The 22744-nt window shown below is 71.6% G+C and carries 18 protein-coding genes and 1 pseudogene; 8 read left to right on the top strand and 11 right to left on the bottom strand.

Features of this window, described 5'->3' with window-relative positions; all coding sequences use genetic code 11:
• Positions 1 to 33: 33 nt before the first annotated feature.
• A complete protein-coding gene (locus JOD51_RS09305; RefSeq protein WP_204608000.1) occupies positions 34 to 2520 on the bottom strand; it encodes a DNA gyrase/topoisomerase IV subunit A in 2487 nt (828 codons plus the stop codon).
• Between the two features lie 43 nt (positions 2521 to 2563).
• Between JOD51_RS09305 and JOD51_RS09300 the strand changes: the two genes are divergently transcribed.
• Positions 2564 to 3715 (top strand): alkaline phosphatase family protein, encoded by a 1152-nt coding sequence (locus JOD51_RS09300; RefSeq protein ID WP_259557005.1) that lies wholly within the window; start codon positions 2564 to 2566, stop codon positions 3713 to 3715.
• Positions 3716 to 3836: 121 nt separating this feature from the next.
• Here the strand turns inward: JOD51_RS09300 and sepH are convergent, their stop codons facing one another.
• Entirely contained in the window at positions 3837 to 4856 is a 1020-nt protein-coding gene (gene sepH, locus JOD51_RS09295; protein WP_204607998.1) for a septation protein SepH, read from the bottom strand.
• 254 nt (positions 4857 to 5110) lie between these two features.
• Between sepH and JOD51_RS09290 the strand changes: the two genes are divergently transcribed.
• On the top strand, positions 5111 to 5410 hold the full coding sequence (locus JOD51_RS09290) for a DUF4193 domain-containing protein (protein WP_110825450.1): 300 nt from the start codon (positions 5111 to 5113) through the stop codon (positions 5408 to 5410).
• 108 nt (positions 5411 to 5518) lie between these two features.
• On the opposite strand, the gene JOD51_RS09285 is transcribed toward JOD51_RS09290, so the two are convergent.
• Complete coding sequence (locus JOD51_RS09285; RefSeq protein WP_204607997.1) at positions 5519 to 5983, bottom strand: DUF3093 domain-containing protein; 465 nt, start codon at positions 5981 to 5983, stop codon at positions 5519 to 5521.
• A 76-nt stretch (positions 5984 to 6059) separates the two neighbouring features.
• Between JOD51_RS09285 and dut the strand changes: the two are divergent.
• The 5 genes and pseudogenes from dut to dxs form a co-directional block, all read left to right on the top strand.
• Positions 6060 to 6488, top strand: a pseudogene (gene dut / locus JOD51_RS17070) (dUTP diphosphatase); the annotation flags it as partial.
• 122 nt (positions 6489 to 6610) lie between these two features.
• A complete protein-coding gene (locus JOD51_RS09275) occupies positions 6611 to 7330 on the top strand; it encodes a DUF3710 domain-containing protein (RefSeq protein WP_204607995.1) in 720 nt (239 codons plus the stop codon).
• Between the two features lie 40 nt (positions 7331 to 7370).
• Positions 7371 to 8135, top strand: coding sequence for a DUF3159 domain-containing protein (locus tag JOD51_RS09270; RefSeq protein WP_204607994.1), 765 nt, complete (start codon positions 7371 to 7373; stop codon positions 8133 to 8135).
• A 128-nt stretch (positions 8136 to 8263) separates the two neighbouring features.
• Positions 8264 to 11101: an aconitate hydratase gene (locus JOD51_RS09265; protein WP_204607993.1), complete on the top strand. Its 2838-nt coding sequence runs from the start codon at positions 8264 to 8266 to the stop codon at positions 11099 to 11101.
• A gap of 176 nt (positions 11102 to 11277) precedes the next feature.
• Entirely contained in the window at positions 11278 to 13209 is a 1932-nt protein-coding gene (dxs, locus tag JOD51_RS09260) for a 1-deoxy-D-xylulose-5-phosphate synthase (RefSeq protein WP_204607992.1), read from the top strand.
• A 105-nt stretch (positions 13210 to 13314) separates the two neighbouring features.
• Here the strand turns inward: dxs and JOD51_RS09255 are convergent, their stop codons facing one another.
• The 4 genes from JOD51_RS09255 to JOD51_RS09240 all read right to left on the bottom strand — a co-directional run bounded on the left by JOD51_RS09255 (position 13315) and on the right by JOD51_RS09240 (position 18765).
• Positions 13315 to 15453, bottom strand: a complete 2139-nt coding sequence (locus JOD51_RS09255) for a 3-hydroxyacyl-CoA dehydrogenase NAD-binding domain-containing protein (protein ID WP_204607991.1) — start codon at positions 15451 to 15453, stop codon at positions 13315 to 13317.
• Positions 15454 to 15455: 2 nt separating this feature from the next.
• The gene (locus JOD51_RS09250) at positions 15456 to 16667 is read right to left on the bottom strand and encodes a thiolase family protein (RefSeq protein WP_204607990.1); all 1212 of its coding nucleotides are present in this window, start codon (positions 16665 to 16667) and stop codon (positions 15456 to 15458) included.
• Between the two features lie 126 nt (positions 16668 to 16793).
• Positions 16794 to 18176 (bottom strand): HRDC domain-containing protein, encoded by a 1383-nt coding sequence (locus tag JOD51_RS09245; RefSeq protein ID WP_204607989.1) that lies wholly within the window; start codon positions 18174 to 18176, stop codon positions 16794 to 16796.
• Complete coding sequence (locus JOD51_RS09240) at positions 18169 to 18765, bottom strand: DUF3000 domain-containing protein (protein WP_204607988.1); 597 nt, start codon at positions 18763 to 18765, stop codon at positions 18169 to 18171. Before JOD51_RS09240 ends, JOD51_RS09245 begins: the two co-directional genes overlap by 8 nt.
• Positions 18766 to 18880: 115 nt before the next feature.
• Between JOD51_RS09240 and JOD51_RS09235 the strand changes: the two genes are divergently transcribed.
• Positions 18881 to 20074, top strand: coding sequence for an alpha/beta hydrolase family protein (locus JOD51_RS09235; protein WP_204607987.1), 1194 nt, complete (start codon positions 18881 to 18883; stop codon positions 20072 to 20074).
• 168 nt (positions 20075 to 20242) lie between these two features.
• Here the strand turns inward: JOD51_RS09235 and JOD51_RS09230 are convergent, their stop codons facing one another.
• From JOD51_RS09230 to JOD51_RS09215, 4 genes are read right to left on the bottom strand one after another with little or no spacing between them, the layout of a single operon-like run.
• Positions 20243 to 21037, bottom strand: coding sequence for a hypothetical protein (locus JOD51_RS09230; RefSeq protein ID WP_204607986.1), 795 nt, complete (start codon positions 21035 to 21037; stop codon positions 20243 to 20245).
• A 47-nt stretch (positions 21038 to 21084) separates the two neighbouring features.
• The gene (locus JOD51_RS09225; RefSeq protein WP_204607985.1) at positions 21085 to 21480 is read right to left on the bottom strand and encodes a DUF6188 family protein; all 396 of its coding nucleotides are present in this window, start codon (positions 21478 to 21480) and stop codon (positions 21085 to 21087) included.
• Positions 21481 to 21518: 38 nt separating this feature from the next.
• Positions 21519 to 21929, bottom strand: coding sequence for a DUF6188 family protein (locus JOD51_RS09220; protein ID WP_204607984.1), 411 nt, complete (start codon positions 21927 to 21929; stop codon positions 21519 to 21521).
• Positions 21926 to 22726 (bottom strand): hypothetical protein, encoded by an 801-nt coding sequence (locus JOD51_RS09215; protein ID WP_204607983.1) that lies wholly within the window; start codon positions 22724 to 22726, stop codon positions 21926 to 21928. The genes JOD51_RS09220 and JOD51_RS09215 overlap by 4 nt, the downstream gene beginning before the upstream one ends.
• Positions 22727 to 22744 lie beyond the last annotated feature (18 nt).

The raw sequence follows: 22744 nt of genomic DNA, 5'->3' as shown, positions 1-22744 counted from the left end.
CAGGCGTCTCGCCCGGCGGCGGATGCGCCCGCGTCAGGCCTCGCCGCGCGTCCCGTCGACCGCCGCAGCGCTGCCACCGATGGTGACGACCTCCGCGTCGAGCGGGCTGCCCGACCCGTCGCGCTTCGACAACCAGTCCGGCAGCGTCCGGGCGGCGCCGTCCGAGCCGACCGCGTGCGGGGGCGCGATGCCGGCCCACGCGACGGTGATGCCGTCCTCGCCCTTGAGGAACGCGTGCGCCCGGACGCCCTGGGTGCCGCGGCCCTTCGCGGGGAACTCGGTCAGCGCCGACACCTTGGCACGGCCGGCGTCGGTGCCGGGCAGGGCGCTCGAGGTGGTCGACACGGTGGCGACGACGGTGTCCTCGGTGACGGCGACGGAGCCGAACCAGATCACGCTGGCACCGCCGGCGAGCGACACGCCCGCGACACCACCGGCCGGCAGCCCCTGCGGTCGGACCGCGGCGGCCGGGAACCGCAGCAGCTGGGCGTTCGAGGTGACGAACACCAGGTCGTCGGACTCCGGCGCCTGGGTGGCACCGACGACGTGGTCGCCGGGCTTCAGGCCGATGGCGGGGAAGTCCGGCTTGTCGGGCCAGGCGGCCGGGACGACGCGCTTGACGACGCCCTGCGCGGTGCCGATCGCGACCGAGTCGGCCACGGACGCGTCGAGCGAGACCAGGGCGACGACGGTCTCGGTCTTCGGGACACCGAGGTACTCGGTGACCCGGACCCCGGCGTCGAGCCGGACCGAGGCGGGCGGGACGGCGGGGACGTCGACGGGGGAGAACCGCACGACACGCCCGGTCGACGTGAGTGCGCCGACCTGCCCGCGGACGGTGCTGACGACGGTCGACCGGACGGCGTCGTGCTTCGAGCGCTTCGGGACGTGCACGATGCCGGATTCGGCCGCCGGGATGTCGACACGGACCAGCCGCCCGGTCGTCGAGAGCAGCACCCGGCACGGGGCGTCGGCGACCTGCAGCGACTCCGGGTCGACCGTGGCCTTCCGTCCGCCGCGGACCGGGGCGTCGGCCTCGGTGAGCAGGGTGCGCCGGGGTGTGGCGAACTTCTCGGACACCTCGGTGAGCTCGGTCGCGACCTGGGCGCGGAGTCGTTCGTCGGAGGCCAGCAGTTCCTCGAGCGCGGCGATGTCGGCGAGCAGCTGGTCGCGTTCGCCCTCGAGTTCCATGCGCGAGAACTTCGTCAGGCGCCGCAGACGGAGTTCGAGAATGTACTCGGCCTGCACCTCGGACAGGTCGAACACGTCGCGCAGCCGGCTCCGTGCGGCCTCGGAGTCGTCCGAGGTGCGGATGACCTGGATGACCTCGTCGATGTCGAGGATCGCGATGAGCAGTCCCTCGACCAGGTGCAGACGCTCACGACGTCGGGCCAGCCGGTACTGGGTGCGGCGCGTGACGACCGACAGGCGGTGCTTGACGTAGACGTCGAGCAGGTCGCGGAGCCCGAGGGTGCGGGGCGAACCGTCGACCAGTGCGACGTTGTTGATGCCGAAGTTCTCCTCGAGCGGGGTGTGCTTGTAGAGCTGTTCGAGGACTGCCGTCGGGTTGAAGCCGGACTTGATGCCGATGACGAGCCGGAGGCCGTGGTTGCGGTCCGTCAGGTCGTTGACGTCCGAGATGCCGACGAGCTTCTTCGACTGCACCCCGTCCTTGATCTTCTCGATGACCCGCTCGGGGCCGACCAGGTAGGGCAGCTCGGTGACGACGAGCCCGGTCTTCCGAGGGGTGAGGTTCTCGACCGAGACCTTCGCGCGGGTGCGGAACGTGCCGCGTCCGGTGGCGTAGGCGTCGCGGACCCCGGAGAGCCCGACGATCGTGCCGCCGGAGGGCAGGTCGGGCCCGGGCACGAACTCCATCAGCTCGTCGAGGGTGGCCTGCGGGTGCACGAGCAGGTGCTTCGCGGCCTCGACGACCTCGCCGAGGTTGTGCGGCGCCATGTTCGTCGCCATGCCGACCGCGATGCCCGAGGCCCCGTTGACGAGTAGGTTCGGGAACGCCGCCGGCAGCACGCTCGGCTGCATGATCTGGTTGTCGTAGTTCGGGACGAAGTCGACGACGTCTTCACCGAGGCCCTCGGTCATCGCCATCGAGGGTTCGGCCAGGCGGGCCTCGGTGTACCGGGCGGCAGCGGGGCCGTCGTCGAGCGAGCCGAAGTTGCCGTGGCCGTCGATGAGCGGCACCCGCATGGTGAACGGCTGCGCGAGCCGGACGAGTGCGTCGTAGATCGCGCCGTCGCCGTGCGGGTGCAGCTTGCCCATCACCTCACCGGTGACGCGTGCGCTCTTCACGTGGCCGCGGTCCGGCCGCAGGCCCATCTCCGCCATCTGGTAGAGGATGCGGCGCTGCACCGGCTTCAGGCCGTCGCGGGCATCGGGCAGTGCGCGGGAGTAGATGACCGAGTACGCGTACTCCAGGAACGACCCCTGCATCTCCTCCGAGACGTCGACGTCCTCGATGCGCTCACCGTCGGGCAGCCCGACGACGTCCGTGCGTGCCATGACACCTTCCTGCCGACCCAGCTCGATCTGGAAGACTCTGGGGGTGGGAACAAGCGTACCGACGGCCCCCGACGCCGCAGCGAACCTCGCCGACGTGCTGCCGAGTTGCCTGGTCGCGCTGGGCGCCGCCGACGACGCCTGGTTGCGGGACACCGGTCGGCAGGCCCGGATCGCGCTCCGTCCCGCCCGTTCCGCGATCGTCGTGCTGGTCGACGGCCTCGGTGCGAACGCCCTCGCGGCCCGCGCCGGCCACGCCCGGTTCCTGACCGCGACGAAGAAGCGCCTGTACAGCGGCTTCCCGACGACGACCGCCGCGGCCCTGACCACCCTGACCACCGGCCGTCCGCCGGGTACGCACGGTGTCGTCGGCTACAGCGGCTGGGACCCGAACGGGTCGCGCGTGATGAACCTGCTCAGCGGGTGGGACACCGAGGTGCCCGCCGGGTGGCTGCGCGCCGAGACGGTGTTCACCGCGGCGTCCGGGCTCGGCGTGGACCCGGTCGTCGTCGCCCCGAGCCGCTACCGGTCCTCCGGCATGACGGCGAACGTGCTGGGCGGCGCACGGTTCGTCGCCGGCGACACGATCCCGGCCCGTGTCGACGCCGCGCTCGACGCCACCGGCAGCGGCCGACAGCTCGTCTACCTCTACATCCCCGAGCTCGACTCGATCGGGCACAAGCACGGCTGGCAGTCGGACCGGTGGACCGCGGCGCTCGAGCTCGTCGACGCCGAACTGTCCCGACTGGCCGCGCGGGTGGCCCCGGACGTCGGGGTGCTCGTCACGGCGGACCACGGCGTGCTCGACGTCCCGCCGCACGGCAACGTCGCGATGGACCCCGCACTGCTGGTGGACGTCGTCGGCGTCGCCGGGGACCCGCGCTGCCGGCAGCTGACCGTCGCGCCGGGGACGGACGTGTCGGCACTCGTCGAGGCGTTCCGGGCGTCGCTGGGCAAGCGTGCGGTGGTCGCCAGCCGCGACGAGGCGGTGGCCGCCGGCTGGTTCGGCCCGGTCGACGACGCGGTCCTGCCGCGCATCGGTGACGTGCTGCTCGTCGCGAAGGGGTCGTGGGCGTTCAACGACGACCGCGACGTCCGGGCCGGCACCGAGCCCGGCCGGATGATCGGCCAGCACGGGGCGATGAGCGACGACGAACTGCTCGTGCCGTTGCGGCTCGCCGGCGCGTTCGCCCAGTAGCCGGCACGGCCGGCCTCGGAACGCTGGTCCCGAGACCGTCGGCCCCGAGACAGCCGGCCCCGAGACGGACAGGAGGCCCGCCCCACGGACGTGGGACGGGCCTCCTGGCAGGTCGGTCGGGTCAGACGGTGTCGTCGTCCGGGCGGGTCCCGAAGACGATCTCGTCCCAGCTGGGCATCGCCCGGCGGTTGCGCTTCCGGCGACCGTCGGCGTCCGGGACGGCGGTGGGACGGGCCTCCGGCTGCGGGGCGGTGTCCGAGTCGTCCTCGGGCGAGACGGGCAGGTCGACGAGGCCGACGGACGGGCCACGCGGGGCGTCCTGCTGGTCGGGGAAGGACGCGGCCTCGCGCTCACCGCGACGACGACGGAGGGCTTCGAGCAGGTCGGCGGTCTCGTTGCCGGGCGCGCGCTCCTCGACGTACGAGGTCCCGATGCGGGGGAGCGGGGGACGCAGCGTGGTCCGCTCGACGGCCTCGGGGGCAGCGGCTTCCTCGGCGGCGACGGGTTCCTCGACGTGGAAGGCACCGGAGTCGAACCGGGTGCCGTCCTCGTCCTGACGCTCGTACTCGACGGCGCGGAGGCGCGGGGCGATGCCCTCGTCCTCGGTGTGCGACAGGCGGTGGGCGTCGCCGTTGTCCGGCACGAGCGTCGCGGTCTTCGGGTCGAAGCGCCACTGGGCGTCGTGCTCGACCTCGGCGGCGGTGTAGCGGACCTGCACCTGCCAGCCGTTCTCGGCGTGCTTCCAGCTCGACCAGGCGATGTCGGTGGCGTCCCCGGACTCGAGACGGGCTGTGATGGCCGCGCCGAAGGTGTCGGGCGACTCGTCGTCGACCGGGGTCACGCTGACGCGACGCGCGGCGTCGAGGACGAACGCGCGCTCCGCGAGCACGGGGCCCTCGAAGCGGCGGACGTAGTCGACCTCGACCCCGAGGACGGCGGCGACGTCGGCGGCGTCGGAACCGCTGCGGATCCGCGCCTGGACGTCCTTCGGGGAGACGCGCTTCTGCGGCCCGGAGTCGGGGTTCGCCTGCCGGACCTGGCCCGGGAGCGACGCGGTGACGGGCAGCCGGAACTCGGTCCCGCCGTCCGTCGCCAGGAGCAGTGACCCGGATTCGACTCCGATGACTCTCACGTCTTGCATGGGTTCCGCCTTCCGCTGCCTGCGTACGGTCGTGCGTCGTACCCGAGGAGTATGCAGGCCGCTGCAGCACTTTCCCCGCAGGCACCCGGCGTGCCGCGCGTCTGGTCCCCGGCAGTGGGAATGGGCGGGACGCGCGCCGGGTTGCACGGCCAGAACGCACCGCTCGAGTACTCGGTTTGCACTCGGACGGGCCGTGGTGCAAACTGTCGCCGCCGAATCCGGCGACGACCTCTCGATACGAGAAATGGATGGGCATGGCCACCGATTACGACGCCCCTCGGAAGACCGACGACAACTCTGACTCGGAGTCGATCGAGGCCCTCAAGGAGCGCGTCCCCGACAAGATGTCGGGAGTCGTCGACGACGATTCTGACAACCCGGGCAGCTTCGAGCTCGCGGGCCAGGACCTCAGCGACGTCGACCTCGACGTCGTCGTCCTGCCCCCGCAGGTCGACGAGTTCACCTGTGTGGAGTGCTTCCTGGTGAAGCACCGCTCGCAGCTCGACCACGAGACGAAGCTCGGCCCGGTCTGCATGGAGTGCGCGGCACTCTGAGACACCGACCGAACGCCGGAACGGCCCGCATCCAAGTGGATGCGGGCCGTTCCGCACGTGCGGGGTCCGAGGTCTGGGCGGGATCCGCGGTCGGACCGGGATCCGTGTTCAGGCCGGTCCGGGGCCGTTCGTCTGCGTGGCGCCGCTCGTCAGGGCGCGCGTGACGGCCTGCGGGTCGCGGACGCTCACCAGCCAGTACGGCGTCGGGTCGGCGGGGTCCCGGACCTCGACCTTGACGACCCCGTGCACGTAGCCGCGGAACAGCGTCCAGGCGCGCGCGTCGAGCTCCGGCCCGCGCTGGCTCGTGGCCGCCGCACCGTCGAACCCGGCGACCTCGCCGACGACCGAGCGTGGCAGGTGGGCCCGTCCGGCGCGGAACTCGGTGTCCGTCACCTCGATGACGGGTGCGAGTGCCCACAGGAGGACGAGCACCCCGAGCTCCATGCCGATGGCGACGGCGACCCCGGCCGTCGCACTGATGGGGAGGAAGACGAGCAGGCTCGCGGGGATGACGAGCGCCGTCGCCAGGTACAGGGCAGGCGGGGCCCACAGTCGTTCGCGGTACACGGTCACCCCTCCATTCGACCACGAGCCGCTGCGTGCTCGGAGCAGGTCACGGATCGGTCACGGTCTGCACTACCCTCGACTCGTGACCGAAGCAGTCGACGTCCTCTGGACCGGCACCACCGCCCCCGTCTTCGCCAAGCCCGGTGACGCCGGGGCCGACCTGGTGTCCGCCGAGTCCTTCGTGCTCGCGCCCGGAGAACGCCGCCTGGTCGGCACCGGGGTCGCGATCGCCCTGCCGGACCAGCACGTCGGCTTCGTCGTGCCCCGCAGCGGGCTCGCCGCCAAGCACGGCATCACCATCGTGAACGCACCCGGCACCATCGACTCCGGGTACCGGGGCGAGCTCAGGGTCGCGCTGCTCAACACGGACGCCACCGAGCCGTACGCGGTCCAGGTCGGCGACCGGATCGCGCAGCTCATCGTCATGCCGGTGCCCCGCGTGACGTTCACGCAGGTCACCGCGTTGCCGGAGAGCGTGCGCGGACAGGGCGGCTTCGGTTCGTCGGGCTACGGTGACCGCACCGGTCAGCAGCGGTCCGCCGACGTCGTCGACGCCGAGCGGGACACCGAACGGAACGACGGAGCGGGAACGCCCGTCGACATGCACGAGCAGGGTCTGGAAGGGACGCGGTCATGAGGATCGGACGACGCAAGCGCGACGAGGTCGAGGTCGCCGAGGCCGTGGCGGACGACGTCGAGGTCGGCGGGCCCTCGCCCGAGATCGAACTCGCCGACGACGCCGACGCCGGCTTCGACGAGGTCCTGGCCACCGAGTCGACCGACAAGTCGGCACCGCTCGACCGCAGCGACAACGGCCCCCTCGACGAGACCGAGGCGAACCTGGTCCGTCCGTACGTGGACCTCGGCGGCGTGAAGATCCTGCCGCGCGAAGGTCTCCACCTCCGCCTCGAGGTGGAAGAGGACTCGCAGCGCGTGGTCGCCGTCGGGCTCGACTTCGACGACTCGACCCTGCAGGTGCAGCCCTTCGCCGCACCGCGGTCGACCGGGCTCTGGCACGAGATCCGCGCGCAGATCGCGGAGCAGATCCAGCAGCAGGGCGGGGTCGTGACCGAGGTCGACGGACCGTTCGGCCCGGAACTCCGCGCCCAGGTGCCCGTCGTCGGTGGCGAGGGCGTCACCGACGGGGTCCGTGCGGCCCGCTTCGTCGGCGTCGACGGCCCGCGCTGGTTCCTCCGTGGCGTGATCGCCGGCAAGGCCGCCGACCAGCCCGACGACTCCGCCGACATCGAGGAACTGTTCCGCAGCGTCGTCGTCGTGCGCGGCACGACCCCGATGCCGCCGCGCGACCTCATCCCGCTGCACATGCCGAAGTCGGCGCAGTCGACCATCTGACGCGGCTGCGGCCGCCCCGACGAACCAGCCTGGAGGCCCGGTGACGGACCACGACGACCGCTCGCGTCCCGACGCGGTCACCCCGGACCCCTTCGCCGAGGAGCGCGCCGAACCCCTGTCGCTGCAGGCCCAGCTCCGGGACGCGGTGCGGAACGCGGGCATCGGGCAGGTCGCCCCGGGTGAGGCACCGTCCGGCAAGGCCCTGCTGACGGCCGTCGGTGGCGTCCGTGGGCTCGCCGAGTCGGTACTGCCGGGCTTCGCCTTCCTGATCGTCTACGCGATCACGAAGGAGGTCGTGCCGAGCGTCGTCGTCCCGGTCGCGATCGGGCTCGTCTTCGTGGTGCTCCGCCTGCTCCAGCGCCAGTCGATCATGATGTCCTTCGCGGGCATCTTCGGCGTCGCGATCTCGGCTGGCCTCGCACTGCTGACCGGCCGCGCGGAGAGCAACTTCATCCCCGGCATCGTCATCAACGCGGTCTTCCTGGCGGTGATCCTCGTCAGCCTGGCGATGCGCCGGCCGCTGATCGGCCTGATCGTCGGGCTGCTCGTGCCGGGCGACGAGGACGGTCACGGCTGGCGGGACGACCCGGCGAAACGCCGTGTGCTGACCGTGGCGACCTGGATGTGGGCCGGGCTCTTCGCCTTCCGGCTCGCCTTCGAGATCCCGCTCTGGCTGGCGGCGCAGGTCGAACTGCTCGCCGGCATCAAGCTCATCACCGGCGTCCCGCTCTACGCCGCGCTGCTCTGGGTGACCTGGCTGCTCGTCCGAACCGTCTTCGTCAAGGACGAACCCGCCGCGGTGTAGAGTTGTCTCGACGTCAAGACACTTTCCCCCGGGCACGACGGAGTCCCCGGGTTTAGGTTCACCTTGCTGGTGGGACGTCCCGCGGCCCGCGAGGATGAGGGCACACCGATCAACAGGGAGGCGGCACAGTGGCTGCAGTCAACAGCTTCGGCTCGAAGGACACACTCTCGGTCGGGGGTGTCGACTACGCCATCCACCGGATCGACGCCGTGCCCGGGCACGAGAAGCTCCCGTACAGCCTCAAGGTGCTGCTCGAGAACCTCCTGCGCACCGAGGACGGCAAGAACGTCACCGAGGGCCAGATCCGCGCGCTCGGCTCGTGGAAGCCCGAGGCCGACCCGGACACCGAGATCCAGTTCTCCCCGGCCCGCGTGGTCATGCAGGACTTCACCGGCGTCCCGTGCATCGTCGACCTCGCCACCATGCGCGAGGCGATGGCGGAGATCGGCGGCGACCCGAACAAGATCAACCCGCTGTCCCCGGCCGAGATGGTCATCGACCACTCGGTCATCGCGGACCTCTTCGGCAGCTCCGACGCCCTCCAGCGCAACACCGACCTGGAGTACGAGCGGAACGGGGAGCGCTACCAGTTCCTCCGCTGGGGCCAGACGGCGTTCGAGGACTTCAAGGTCGTCCCGCCGGGCACCGGCATCGTCCACCAGGTCAACATCGAGTACCTGGCGAAGGTCACCTACACGCGTGACTTCGACGGCGAGACCTACGCCTACCCGGACACCCTCGTCGGCACCGACTCGCACACCACGATGGTGAACGGCCTCGGCGTGCTGGGCTGGGGTGTCGGCGGCATCGAGGCCGAGGCAGCGATGCTCGGCCAGCCGGTGTCGATGCTCATCCCGAAGGTCGTCGGCTTCAAGCTCTCGGGCGAGATCCCCGCCGGCGTGACCGCGACCGACGTGGTGCTCACGATCACCGAGCAGCTGCGCAAGCACGGCGTGGTCGGCAAGTTCGTCGAGTTCTACGGTGAAGGCGTCGGCGCGGTGCCGCTCGCGAACCGCGCGACCATCGGCAACATGAGCCCCGAGTTCGGCTCGACGGCCGCGATCTTCCCGGTCGACGACGTCACGCTCGACTACCTGCGCCTGACCGGCCGCGACGAGGCACAGATCGCCCTGGTCGAGGCCTACTCGAAGGCCCAGGGCCTCTGGCACGACCCGTCGGTCGAGCCGGCGTACTCGGAGTACCTCGAGCTCGACCTCTCCACGGTCGTCCCGTCGATCTCCGGCCCGAAGCGCCCGCAGGACCGCATCGTCCTGTCCCACGCCAAGGACCAGTTCGAGGTCGACCTCGCCAACTACGCGAGCATCGACCACTCCGAAGAGGACAAGGCCGTCGCGGACACGTTCCCGGCCTCCGACCCGGTGGCCGCGGCCCCCGGCGACGAGCACGCGGTCGACGACCTGCAGGACGCACCGGCGTCCGAGGTCCCGGCCCACGCCTCCAGTGCGCCCGGCACCGTCTCCAAGCCGACCTCGGTCGCCATCGCCGATGGTGCCCCGTTCACCATCGACCACGGCGCCGTCGCGATCGCGGCGATCACGTCCTGCACGAACACGTCGAACCCGTCCGTGATGATGGCGGCCGGCATCCTCGCCCGCAACGCGGCGAAGAAGGGCCTGAAGGCCAAGCCGTGGGTGAAGACCACGCTCGCGCCCGGCTCGAAGGTCGTCACGGACTACTACGAGAAGGCCGGTCTCACGACCTACCTCGAGGACCTCGGCTTCTACACGGTCGGCTACGGCTGCACGACCTGCATCGGCAACTCCGGCCCGCTGCCGGACGAGATCTCGCAGGCCGTGCAGGACAACGACCTCGCCGTCACCGCGGTGCTCTCGGGCAACCGCAACTTCGAGGGCCGCATCAACCCCGACGTGAAGATGAACTACCTGGCCTCGCCGCCGCTGGTCATCGCCTACGCCCTCGCCGGCTCGATGCACTTCGACTTCGACACCGACTCGCTCGGCACCGACACCGACGGCAACGCGGTGTACCTGAAGGACATCTGGCCCGACACGGCCGAGGTCCAGCAGGTCATCGACTCGTCGATCGACACCGAGATGTTCACCCACGAGTACGGCTCCGTGTTCGAGGGCGACGACCGGTGGAAGAACCTGCCGACCCCGACCGGCGACACGTTCGAGTGGGACAGCGAGTCCACCTACGTGCGGAAGCCCCCGTACTTCGAGGGCATGACCATGCAGCCGGACGCGGTCTCGGACATCTCCGGCGCCCGCGTGCTCGCGAAGCTCGGCGACTCGGTCACCACCGACCACATCTCGCCGGCCGGTTCGATCAAGGCGGACAGCCCGGCGGGCAAGTACCTCGCCGACCACGGTGTCGACCGCAAGGACTTCAACTCCTACGGCTCGCGTCGCGGCAACCACGAGGTCATGATCCGCGGCACGTTCGCGAACATCCGCCTGCGCAACCAGCTGCTCGACGGGGTCGAGGGCGGCTACACCCGCGACTTCACCACGCCCGACGGTGCCCAGTCGTTCATCTACGACGCGTCCGAGCACTACCAGGCGCAGGGCACCCCGCTCGTCGTCCTGGGCGGCAAGGAGTACGGCTCCGGGTCCTCCCGTGACTGGGCGGCCAAGGGGACGAGCCTGCTGGGCGTCAAGGCCGTGATCACCGAGAGCTTCGAGCGGATCCACCGGTCGAACCTGATCGGCATGGGCGTCGTCCCGCTGCAGTTCCCGGCGGGCGAGTCGATCGAGTCCCTCGGGCTCGACGGCACCGAGTCCATCTCGATCTCGGGCCTGACCGCGCTGAACGACGGCACCACGCCGAAGACGGTGCACGTCACGGCCGAGCCGACCGAGCACTCGCCGGCCGGCAAGCAGCCGATCGAGTTCGACGCGGTCGTCCGCATCGACACCCCGGGTGAGGCCGACTACTACCGCAACGGCGGCATCCTGCAGTACGTCCTCCGTTCGCTCGTCTGACCCCTCCCGCAACACGCAACCTGGGCGGCTGCCCGCAGCGGTACTCCGTTGCGAGCAGTCGCCCAGGTTGCGTTTCGCGGAGGACGGGAGGCGCGTGGCGGGCTGGCACCGCGCCTCCAGTCCGTCTGCTGGTCGCGCGCATAGAGTGGGCCGACAGCCGTACGAAAGGAGCGCCCGTGAGCCTGCTCGCCAGCATCACGTCGCCGCGCGACCTGAAGCGTCTCTCCGACGCACAGATGATCGACCTCGCCGCCGAGATCCGCACCTTCCTGGTCGCCGAGGTCGCCAAGACCGGTGGGCACCTCGGGCCGAACCTCGGCGTCGTCGAGCTGACCCTCGCCATGCACCGGGTCTTCGACTCGCCGCACGACCCGTTCGTCTTCGACACCGGCCACCAGTCGTACGTGCACAAGCTCGTCACCGGCCGCCAGGACTTCTCACACCTGCGTGAACGCGGGGGCATCGCCGGCTACCCGCAGCGCAGCGAGTCGGAGCACGACATCGTCGAGTCCTCGCACGCGTCCTCGTCGCTGTCCTGGGCGGACGGCATCTCCCGCGCGTTCCAGCAGACCGGGCAGTCCGACCGCACGGTCGTCGCGGTCGTCGGTGACGGTGCCCTCACGGGTGGCATGACGTGGGAGGCGCTCAACAACATCTCGGACCAGAACGACCGCCGACTGGTGATCGTGGTCAACGACAACGGCCGGTCGTACGCGCCGACGATCGGTGGGATGGCCCGGTTCCTCAGCTCGGTCCGCACCCGTCGCGAGTACCGCACGCTGTACGAGAAGAGCCGTGCGGCTGCCGACCACTTCGGCGCGCCCGGGCGTGCGGTGTACCGCGGCCTCCGGGGCGGGCTGCACGGCTTCCTGTCGCGCTTCACGAACAACGAGGCGCTGTACTCCAACCTCGACATCAAGTACATCGGGCCGGTCGACGGACACGACCAGCAGGCGATGGAGGCGGCGCTCCGGCAGGCGAAGGGCTACGGCTCGCCCGTCATCGTGCACGTGATCACCGAGAAGGGGCACGGCTTCGAGCCCGCCCTGCGTGACCAGGCGGACCAGTTCCACGCCGTCGGGCACATCGACCCGGAGACGGGCGAGTCGCTCGACAAGGCGTCAGGGCCGTCGTGGACGTCGGTCTTCGCCGCCACGCTCGCCGAGGTCGGCCACGAGGACCCGCGGATCGTGGCCATCACGGCCGCGATGCTCCGGCCCACCGGCCTGCACCTGTTCCAGCAGGCCCACCCCGACCGGGTGATCGACGTCGGGATCGCCGAGCAGCACGCCGTGACGACCGCCGCCGGCCTGGCCTACGGCGGACTGCACCCCGTCGTCGCCCTGTACGCCACGTTCCTCAACCGGGCGTTCGACCAGGTGCTGATGGACGTCGCGCTGCACCGGGCCGGGGTCACGTTCGTCCTCGACCGGGCCGGCATCACGGGTCCGGACGGTCCCTCGCACCACGGCATGTGGGACCTGGCGCTGCTGCAGGTGGTGCCGGGCGTGCGGATCGCCGCCCCGCGTGACGCCGTCACCCTGCGTGAGGAGTTCCGGGAGGCAGTGGCCGTCGACGACGCGCCCACGGTCCTCCGGTGGTCCAAGGGTCAGGTCGGGTCGGACATCCCCGCACTCCGGCGGCTGGACGACGGCGTGGACGTGCTGCACGACGCCGCCGACGGGGTCGAGGACGTGCTCATCGTGGCCGTCGGGTCGATGGTGCCGACCGCGCTCGAGGCGGCTGCACTGCTCGAGGCGCAGGGCATCGGCGTGACCGTCGTCGACCCGCGCTGGGTGGTCCCGATCCCGGCGTCGCTCATCGACCTGTCCCGCGACCACCGGCTGGTGATCACGATCGAGGACGGCGTCCGCGTCGGCGGCGTCGGGACCCGACTGCGGCAGGACCTGCGCGCTGCCGGTGTCGACACGGGGGTGAACGAGCTCGGCCTGCCGGACGAGTTCATCGCCCACGCCAGCCGCAGTCAGATCCTCGCCGACGCCGGGCTCACGGCGCAGGCGATCGCGCGCGACGTCATCGACCAGGTCGTCGGCACGAAGGTGCCCCAGGCGAAGCCGGCGCGTTCGCGGGAGTCCGCGGAGCGCTGACGCGCGGCGCGCCCGGCCGCCCGGCCCGCAAAACACCGGTGTTCGTCCGTGACACCGCGTCATGACGCGATGTGTTGGACGAACACCGGTGTTTTGCAGAGGGGGCTAGCGGGAGGCGGGGCCGACGATCGGCGGCTCGTGGAACGTGCCGCCGAAGACGCGCTCGGACGCCCCGCTGCGGTCGAGGTACGGGCTGATGCCGCCGGCCTGGAACGGGTAGCCCGCGCCGAGGATGAGCCCGAGGTCGATCTCCTCCACGTGCTGGACGACCCCGTCCTCGAGCATGCGGTGCACCTCGTCGGCCAGGGCGTCCTCGAACCGGCGCTGCATCTCGGCAGCGTCGACCGGGTGGGCGTCCTTCTTCGACGGGGTGACGAGCTTCACGGCAGCGGAGTCGTACCCGGTCGCGTTGCCCTTCTTGTCGCGGGTCAGGATCGTCCCGTGCTCGGCGATCTTCTTCAGGCCGTCGCCGGGGTAGAAGCGCTCCGGCCAGGCCGCGTGGTGCGAGTCGAGCACGTGCGCCCCGACCGGCAGACCGACGAGCTCGAGCAGCTCGAACGGCGACATCGGCAGACCCAGGGGAGCGGCGCCCTCGGCCACGGTCTCGAACGAGGTGCCCTCCTCGACGCCACGCATGGCCTCGCCGAGGACGCGTGCGAGCACCCGGTTGACGACGAAGCCCGGCTGGTCGGCCGTGACAATCGCCGTCTTCTTCAGGGTCTTCGCGACGGCCAGCGCGGTGGCGACGGCCTCGTCGGAGGTCTTCGCCGCACGCACCACCTCGAGCAGCGGCATCACGGCCACCGGGTTGAAGAAGTGGAAGCCGACCAGACGCTCCGGGTGCTCGAGCACCGACGCCATCTCGTCCACCGACAGGGACGAGGTGTTCGTCGCGAGGATCGCGTCCGGTGCGATGACCTGCTCGATCTTCCGGAACACCTCCTGCTTGACGCCCATCTCCTCGAAGACGGCCTCGATCACCCAGTCGGCGTCCGCGAAGGCGTCGTACGACACCGAACCGCTGACGAGCGCGGTGATGCGGTTCGCGTCGTCCTGCGAGACCCGGCCCTTGGCGAGCATCTCGTCGACGGACTGGCGGATCCGGGCGACACCGGCGTCGACGCGCTCCTGCGAGACGTCGGTGATGACGACGGGGACCCCGAGCCGGCGGGCGAAGAGCAGCGCGAACTGGGAGGCCATCAGCCCGGCGCCGAGCACGCCGACCTTCGTGACCTTCTTCGCGTCGACGCCCCCGGGAGCGCCGACCGGACGCTTGGCCCGCTTCTGCACCAGGTCGAACGCGTACATCGACGCCGCGAACTGGTCCCCGGCGAGCAGGTCGGCGAGGGCGTCGTCCTCCCCGGCGAAGCGTTCCTCGAGCGACCCGGACTTGGCGGCGGCGACGAGGTCGAGCGCGCGGAACGGCGACTTCGGGACGCTGCCGATCTTCGACGTCACCTGCTGGCGGGCGACCTTGACGACGGTGCCCCAGGCGGCCTTCTCGATCATGCCGGGTTCGTTCTTCCGGACGACCTTGGTGCGACCGGACACGACGCCGTCGGCCCAGGCGACCGCGGACGGCAGGAAGGTCACCGAGGGGATCAGCGCGTCGCCGATGCCGAGGTCGACCGCGGCCTTCCCGTCCATCAGGCGGTTGTTCTTCAGCGGGTTCTCGACGATGACCCGCAGGGCCTTCTCCGGACCGATCAGGCGGGGGAGCAGCGTCGCGCCGCCCCAGCCGGGGATGATGCCGAGGAAGACCTCGGGCAGGCCGATGCCCTGGGCAGCGGACGAGAACACGCGGTAGGTGCAGTGCAGCGCCACCTCGAGCCCGCCGCCGAGTGCGATGCCGTTGACGAACGCGAACGACGGGACACCGAGCTCGCTGAACTTCCGGAGCGTGGCGTGGCCGAGCACGCCGAGCTCGTGCGCGACCTCGCGGGACGGCAGCGCGGCGGCCTGGGACAGGTCGGCGCCGGCGGCGAAGCAGTACTGCTTGCCGGTGATCGCGACGGCCTGGACGGTGCCCGCCGCCGCTGCAGCCTGCAACCCGTCGAGCACGTCGGACAGCTCACGCATGGTGCGCGGACCGAGCGTCGAGGGGCGCTTGTAGTCCTTGCCGTTGTCGAGCGTGATGAGCGCGAGCGTGCCACCGGAGGGCAGCGCGACGTGCTTGACGTACGAGTGGGTGACGACCTCGTCCTCGCTCAGGGCGGTCAGCTGGTCGATCGGGGTGGTGGTCATGGTCAGGCCGCCTTCCGTGCCGCGGACTTGCTGAAGTTCGGGTTCTCCCAGATGACGGTGCCGCCCTGGCCGAGCCCGATGCACATCGTCGTGATGCCGTACTTGACGTCCGGACGCTCGGCGAACTGCGCCGCGAGCTGGGTCATCAGCCGGACGCCACTCGAGGCGAGCGGGTGCCCGACGGCGATCGCACCACCCCAGGCGTTGACGTTCGGCGAGTCCTGCGCGATGCCGTAGTTGTCGAGGAACGCGAGCACCTGGACCGCGAAGGCCTCGTTGATCTCGAACAGGCCGATGTCGTCGATCGACAGTCCTGCCTTCGACAGGGCCTTGTCGGTCGCGGGGACCGGGCCGACGCCCATCACCTCGGGCTCGACGCCCGCGAAGGCGAACGAGACCATGCGCATCTTCGTCGGCAGCCCGTGCTCCTTGGCGCCGGCGTCCGAGGCCAGCAGGCTCATCGTCGCGCCGTCGTTCAGGCCGGCGGCGTTGCCGGCGGTGACCCGTCCGTGGGACCGGAACGGCGTCTTCAACGCGGCCAGGGCCTCCAGGGTGGTGCCGGGACGCGGCGGCTCGTCGGCCGAGACGATGTCCCAGCCCTGACCGGTGTTGACCTCGACCGGGATGACGTCCGGCTGCAGCTTGCCGGCGCCCCAGGCGGCGGCGTAGCGCTGCTGGGACTGCACGGCGAAGGCGTCGGTGCGGTCCTTCGTGATGGCGGGGAAGCGGTCGTGCAGGCGCTCGGCGGTGTTGCCCATCACGAGCGCGTCGGGTGCGACCATGCGCTCCGCGACGAAACGCGGGTTCGGGTCGGCGTTGAAGCCCATCGGGTGGCGACCCATGTGCTCGACCCCGCCGGCGATGGCGACGTCGGCGGCACCGAACGCGATCGCGCCGGCGAGGGTCGTGACGCTCGTCATGGCCCCCGCGCACATGCGGTCGATGGCGTAGCCGGGGACGGACTTCGGCAGACCGGCGAGCATCCCCACGGTGCGTCCGAGGGTCAGGCCCTGGTCGCCCTGCTGGGTGGTCGCGGCGACCGCGACGTCGTCGACGGCGGCTCCGTCGAGGGAGCTGTTCCGGTCGAGCAGCCCACGCATCGCGTGCACGGCGAGGTCGTCGGCGCGGGTCCGCCAGAACACCCCCTTCTCACCGGCGCGGCCGAACGGGGTACGGACACCGTCCACGAACACGACGTCTGATGTCTTCGGCAATGCGAGCCTCCAGATCCACAACGATCGGGCCGGAGCGACGTGTCACCCCGACCGGCCGGGCCTCGCCCGGCGACGCTCCGACGCTAGTACCCCCGGCTGGGCGGGGGCACGTCGGTTGGGCGGTTCCTACGAGGCGGTCGTCCCGGTGGCGTCGTCGGCCTGTCCGTCTGCGACAAGCGCGGCGTCGCCCGCCTGCACGTCGGCGTCCGGGTCCTCGGTCGCCCCGAGCGTGTTGGCGTCCGCCGTCGTGTCGTCCGGACGGGAGGCCGTGGTCGCCGTGACCTCGGCCGCCGGGTCCTCGACGGACCGGTCCGCGGCGACCTCGAACGCGTGTGCGATGACCGACGCGGTCTCCTCGACCTGCCACGGTCGGGCGTCGTGCGACGCGAGCGTCGCCCCGACGGTCTCGGTCGCCACGGTCTTCGGCGGCGTCCAGGACACCAGGCGGAGTGTCTCCGGCGTGAGCAGGTTCTCGACGGGCAGGTCGAGCTCGGCGGCACGCGCGGTGACCGCGGCGCGCGCGGCACGGTACCGGCGGTCGGCGGCCGGGTTGCGCTCCGCCCACGCGCGCGGCGGCGGGAGGCTCGGCTCGCCCCCGCCTCGGAGGCGCGGCAGGTCCTCGGTGGTGCGGCCCTCCTCGACGGCGGCCCACCACCGGTCGAGTTCGGCACGGCTGGCGCGTCCGGTGAAGGACTTCAGCGCACCGAGCTCGGCGCGCGAGGTCGGGGCGGCAGCGGCGGCGGCGACGATCGCCGAGTCCGGGATGGTCCGGCCCGGGGCGATGTCGGTCTCCTGCGCGTAGGCGTCGCGGGCGAGCCACAGCGACCGGGCGATCGCCAGGGCCCGGGCACCGCGGAGCACGTTCATGCCGGACAGCCGACGCCACGGTTCGACCCGCGGCGGCTTCGGCGCGCGGGCGAGGACGGCGGCGAACTCCTCCTCCGCGATGCGGGCCTTGCCGGCCGACTCGAGGACCTCGGCGAGCGAGTCGCGCAGGTCCGGCAGCAGTTCGACGTCGAGGGCGGCGTAGACGAGCCAGGCCTGGGGCAGCGGGCGGGTCGACCAGTCGGCGGCGGAGTGTGCCTTCGCGAGCGTGATGCCGAGCAGCTGCTCGACGACCGCGCCGAGGCCGACGCGGGGGAACCCGGCGATGCGCGCCCCGAGCTCGGTGTCGAAGATCCGGGTCGGGACCAGGCCGACCTCGCGGAGGCACGGCAGGTCCTGCGACGCGGCGTGGAACACCCACTCCTCGTCGACGAGCGCGGCCTGCAGGTCGCTGAAGTCGCCGATCGCGATCGGGTCGAACAAGAACGAACCGGACCCGCGGCGGAACACCTGGATCAGGTACGCCCGCTGCGAGTAGCGGTACCCGCTCGCGCGCTCGGCGTCGACCGCGACCGGACCGTGCCCTGCGGCGAGCCGCGCGACGGCCTGGAGGTACTCGTCGCGTTCCTCGATGACGTGGACGGCGGCGTGCGCGTCCTCGTAGGCGGGATCGGCGTCAGTCACGGGCGAGCCTCCGGGGAGCCAGGAGCGAGACGCCGTCGGAGGCCGGGGGGAGTCCGGCGAGCATCGCCACGATCTCCTCCCACGCCTGCACGTGCGGCGTCAGGTCGTCGTCGAGGGGCGTCCAAGACGCCCGCAGTTCCAGTTGGGCACCGTCGCCCTGTGCCGCGAGTTCGCCGTACCCGCGCGAGATGATCTTCGTCGCCGTGCCGGACGCGTTGCCGTACCGGGCGCCGTGCGCGTCGAGGGCGTCGACGAGCCAGCTCCAGGTGACGTCGGCCACGAACTCGTCGACGCCGATCTCCGGCTCGAGCGGGGCCTGCGCGAAGGTGACGATGCGGTACGCGCCGCCCCACCCCTCCGGCTCCGCGGGGTCGTGCAGGGCGATGAAGCGTCCGGTGCCGAGGTCGGAGTCCACACCGTGCACCGCGCCCGACACGTCCGCCGCCAGGGCGAGCGAGAACGGGGCGATGCGACTCGGCGACGGGATCTCGGTGACCGTGGTCTCGGTGCGGGTCCTGCCGCTCGACACGAACGCGCGGAGACGCGCGAACGCCTCCGGTTCGGCGTCGGGGTCTCGGGATTCGGGCACGGATGCAGACTAGGCTCCGGACCCAGCACCGGTGCGGGCGGCACGCCGTCCGCCGCGCAGTCGTGCTGCCCGCAGTCGCCCTCGTCCTGAGTCGTCCTCGTCCTGGAAGGCCCGCATGGCCCGCCGTCCCGATGCCGTCCGGTCCGTCGGCCTCCTCGCGCTGGGTGCCGGCCTCACCGCCGCCGCGGTCGGGGTCGCCGTCGTCGCCGGGTCGGTCGCCGCCGTCGCCCGGGCCGTCGTCACTCCGGACCGCAAGCGCACCGAGCGAGTGCCGATCACGGCCGTCGACCTGGAGGCACGCACCGTCTCCCTGGGACGCAGTCCCGACACCGAGTCCCCGGGTCGGTACAGCCTGTGGTTCGGTGGCGCGACGGGGCACATGCGCGTCGGCGAGGTGCTCGACACCACCGACACGACCGTCACCCGTCGGGTCATCGCCGTCGACGCCGGCGACCCCACCGTGGCCCGACGCGGTCGGTGGGGTGGCTGGTTCTACCTGACCCCGGGGGAGCTCGGGGTGCCGGTCGAGGACGTCGACGTGCAGACCCCGAACGGCCCTGCCCCTGCCTGGGTCGTCCGTGCCGAGGACCCGGACGCGCCCTGGGCCGTCCTGGTGCACGGCCGGGGCGTGACCCGCGCCGAGACGATCCGCGCGGTGCCGGTGTTCCGCGCCGCCGGGTACTCGGTGCTGCTGGCGTCGTGGCGGAACGACGGGGTCGCACCCCCGAGCCCGGACGGTCGCTACGGCCTGGGGTCGACCGAGTGGGAGGACGTCGACGCCGCCCTGGACTGGGTCGCGCAGCAGGGCGCCACGAGCGTCGTGCTGATGGGCTGGTCGATGGGCGGTGCCGTCGTCCTGCAGACCCTGGTGCGCTCGGGCCTCGCCGGACTCGTCAGCGGCGTCGTCCTGGAGTCGGCGGTCGTCGACTGGCACGCGGTCCTGAAGTCGCAGAGCCGGGCGCTCCGCCTGCCCCGGCCGGTGCGGAAGGTGGCGCAGTGGGTCCTCCGCACACCCGTCGTCCACCGGGTCGCCGGACTGGACCAGCCGATCGACCTGCGGGAACTCGACATGGTCGCCCGCGCCGACGAACTGCGGGTACCGATCCTGCTGCTGCACAGCGACGACGACGGGTTCGTGCCCGCATCGGCGTCGTACGCCCTCGCCGCCGCCCGGCCGGACCTGGTGCAGCTCGAGGTCGCCCACGTCGCGCGGCACACCAAGCTCTGGAACCACGACGCCGAGTGGTTCGACGCGCGGATCCGGGCGTGGCTCACCGATGTGGTGCGGCCGGCGGCCGACGTGCGGTGACATGCGCGCGGTGACGTGCGCGCGGTTCCCGACGTACGGTGACCGACGTCGGCCGGGAGGCGCGGGACGAGCCATGACGCGCCTCCCGTCCGACGGGTGGTGACCACCCGACGTGCGCGCCGCGACCGGCCCGTCTGCAGCGCCTGCCCGCCTCAGCGGCCACCAGCTTCAGCGGTCGGGGAAGAGGTCGACGGACCGCGGGGTGGAGCGGTAGCGGAGGTGCTCGAAGTCGGGGTGCCAGTCGACGAGGCCGACCACGGCGCGGACGGCGATGTCGATGAAGTACGGCGACACGACGATCCGGCGGGGGATCGTCGTCGCCTCGATCTCGGTCGCGGGTCGAGAACGCGACCCGGAGAAGTCGGTGACGTGCACGCCGTCGAGGTCCGTGCCCCAGGTGTACGCGGGCAGCAGCCGGGCGGTGTCCGGGGCGACGTTGCCGACGACCTCCCACATGCCCGGCTGGAACCGGGCCGGCAGGGTGAGCCCGGCCACCACCGGCTGCGTGGCGAGCACGACGAGCGGGTCGGCCGGGCGGGGGAGGTCCTCGGGGCGCTGGAAGACCGCGACGTAGACGGCGTCGTGCAGCGTCGCGAGGACGTGCCCGAGCAGCACGCGGCCGCCGCCGTCCGGGATGAAGAAGACGTCACCGATCTCGGCGGTGAACGGCTGGCGGTTGAGTGGGACCAGCTCGTCGGCGGAGGGAACGGCGCGTGCGGACGAGCGGTCTGCTGCTGCTTCCGTGGCTGGCGGATGCGACGCCGTCACACCGGAGCGTCGAAGTCGTTCGACCTGTTCGTCGAGGTCACGGCCGGGTGTGCCGCGACCGACCATGTCGATGGTGAAGACCTTCTCGGGGTCCGCCCTGGTCTCGGCCAGGAGCTGCGCGAAGAGCTGCTGTTCGCTGTCAGCCTGGTGGAACTCGGAGCCCGATGGCTGGTCCTTCTTGCGCTTGCCGAACATGTCGTCCGTTCCCCTCGTCCGATGACACCCCATCGTGGCACGACCGGTCAGTCGGACGTCGCTGGTGGGTCGACGACTGCCAGGCCACCGCCGGGCATGGCGATGATCATCCGGCGCTCCGGCCCGGCGCCGCGGTAGTTCCAGGACTCGTACGACTCGTCGGGCCAGGCCTGCAGGACCGTCCCGGATGCGAAGTCGAGCCGGAGGTCGGCGCCGTCGAGTGTCGCGTTCCTGACCGTGTCGCCGAGCAGGGCCAGGACGGGTGCGAGCGATGCCTTCTGCCCCGGATCCACGAGCCGGCGTTCCCCGTCCGGACCGGTGATCGCGAACTCGGCCTCGAACTGCATCGTCGTGCCGTTCGAGAAGCCGATGGTGGTCTGGAAGCTGACGGTCAGGACATCCACCCGGGCGTCGGTGAACTCGAGCCCGTGGTCGTCGTTCACGGGGTCTCCTCCGGGGCCGTCGTGACCCACTCCCGCGCTCATGACGGCGTCCCTCCGGGCAGCGTGCGGGCGACGACCTCGCCGCCGGTCAGGACGTCGATGTCCAGGCGCGCTCGTCCTGGTTCGGACCAGTGCCACGAGGGCCGGTCGCGGTGGGACCACCCCTCCAGCAGCTCACCCGATGCGAAGCGGACGGCGATGCGGGCGCCGGTGACGGTGCCGCGTTCCACCACCGTCGTGTGGAGGGCGAGGAGCGGCAGGAGCGAGGGCGGGTCGCCGGGCTCCATGAACGTGTGCGTGCCGTCGGTCTCGGTCAGGGAGAAGGCTGTCTCGAACCGGAGGGTCGCTCCGCTCGAGAAACGGACGGTGACGGCGGTGTCGACCGTGACGGCGTCCACCGTGTCGCCAGCGACGTGCAGCTGGATGGGGGCCGACGTGGTGTTCGTCACGGTGTCCTCTCGCCGTCTCCGGCGTCTCGCTCTGCGGGGAACACGAGCTGATCGAGCCGAGGCAGTTCAGTCGGCATCTCGTCGGTGAACCACGGGAGCTCGACCATCTGCATCCTGCCGTCGTGCACCCAGATGAGCAACTCGCCCCCGACTGCCACGGCGTCGGTCCGGTAACTGACGGCTTCCGGCAGTGGTCCGTCGGGGAGGTCGACGCGGGGTGCGTCGTCGCGTTCGAGCGCGAGCGTCCACGCACGCGGCCCGGACGGCGTGACGTCGACCACTGCGTCGAGCTGGGTGAGGAGCGCCGGCGCCTCGTCGATCGGAGCGTTCTGGAGGCACGCGCGGACGAGTGCGCGGATCTGCTGACCGTCGCGTGCCTCCTGTGCGCGGCGTTGCTCGTCCTGTGTGCGGCGCTGCTCGGTGGCGATCTCCTCGTCGCGGCTCCCGATGCCGGACGCGGGAACGCCGGGTCCGAGGAACAGTTCGAACTCCCAGGAGGTCCCGATCACCGAACGATCCAGGGTCACCGTGACCGTCGTGCTGTCGAAGAAGTCGATGCGGATCACTGCCTGCGAGGCGTCCGTCGTGGTGCTGCCGATCGGTGAGCCGAAGAACTCGCCGTCGATCATCTGGTGGTTGTCCCGGACGAAGCGCCGCAGGTCGTCGTCGGTGATCCACAGCCCGGCGCCGCTGCTGTCGCGGACCTTCTGCTCCCACTCGAGGACGTTGAGGTCCGAGTGGGGCAGCGCGACCATGTCCAGGTCGGTGACGAGCCAGCGCAGGGGAGGGATGGTCATCCCGTTGACGACGTTGCG

The organism is Curtobacterium herbarum (assembly GCF_016907335.1).
GTDB classification, from domain to species: Bacteria; Actinomycetota; Actinomycetes; order Actinomycetales; family Microbacteriaceae; genus Curtobacterium; species Curtobacterium herbarum.
The sequence above is the reverse complement of the archived record's forward strand: the minus strand, read 5'-3'. Positions and strand labels throughout refer to the sequence as shown.

Coding starts and splice junctions, on each gene's coding strand:
- JOD51_RS09215 (WP_204607983.1), bottom strand. CDS start 22,726: ATGACCATCCCTCCCCTGCGCTGGCTCGTCACCGACCTGGACATGGTC.
- JOD51_RS09235 (WP_204607987.1), top strand. CDS start 18,881: ATGGCCCGCCGTCCCGATGCCGTCCGGTCCGTCGGCCTCCTCGCGCTG.
- sepH (WP_204607998.1), bottom strand. CDS start 4,856: ATGCAAGACGTGAGAGTCATCGGAGTCGAATCCGGGTCACTGCTCCTG.
- JOD51_RS09305 (WP_204608000.1), bottom strand. CDS start 2,520: ATGGCACGCACGGACGTCGTCGGGCTGCCCGACGGTGAGCGCATCGAG.
- JOD51_RS09290 (WP_110825450.1), top strand. CDS start 5,111: ATGGCCACCGATTACGACGCCCCTCGGAAGACCGACGACAACTCTGAC.
- JOD51_RS09275 (WP_204607995.1), top strand. CDS start 6,611: ATGAGGATCGGACGACGCAAGCGCGACGAGGTCGAGGTCGCCGAGGCC.
- JOD51_RS09255 (WP_204607991.1), bottom strand. CDS start 15,453: ATGACCACCACCCCGATCGACCAGCTGACCGCCCTGAGCGAGGACGAG.
- JOD51_RS09230 (WP_204607986.1), bottom strand. CDS start 21,037: ATGTTCGGCAAGCGCAAGAAGGACCAGCCATCGGGCTCCGAGTTCCAC.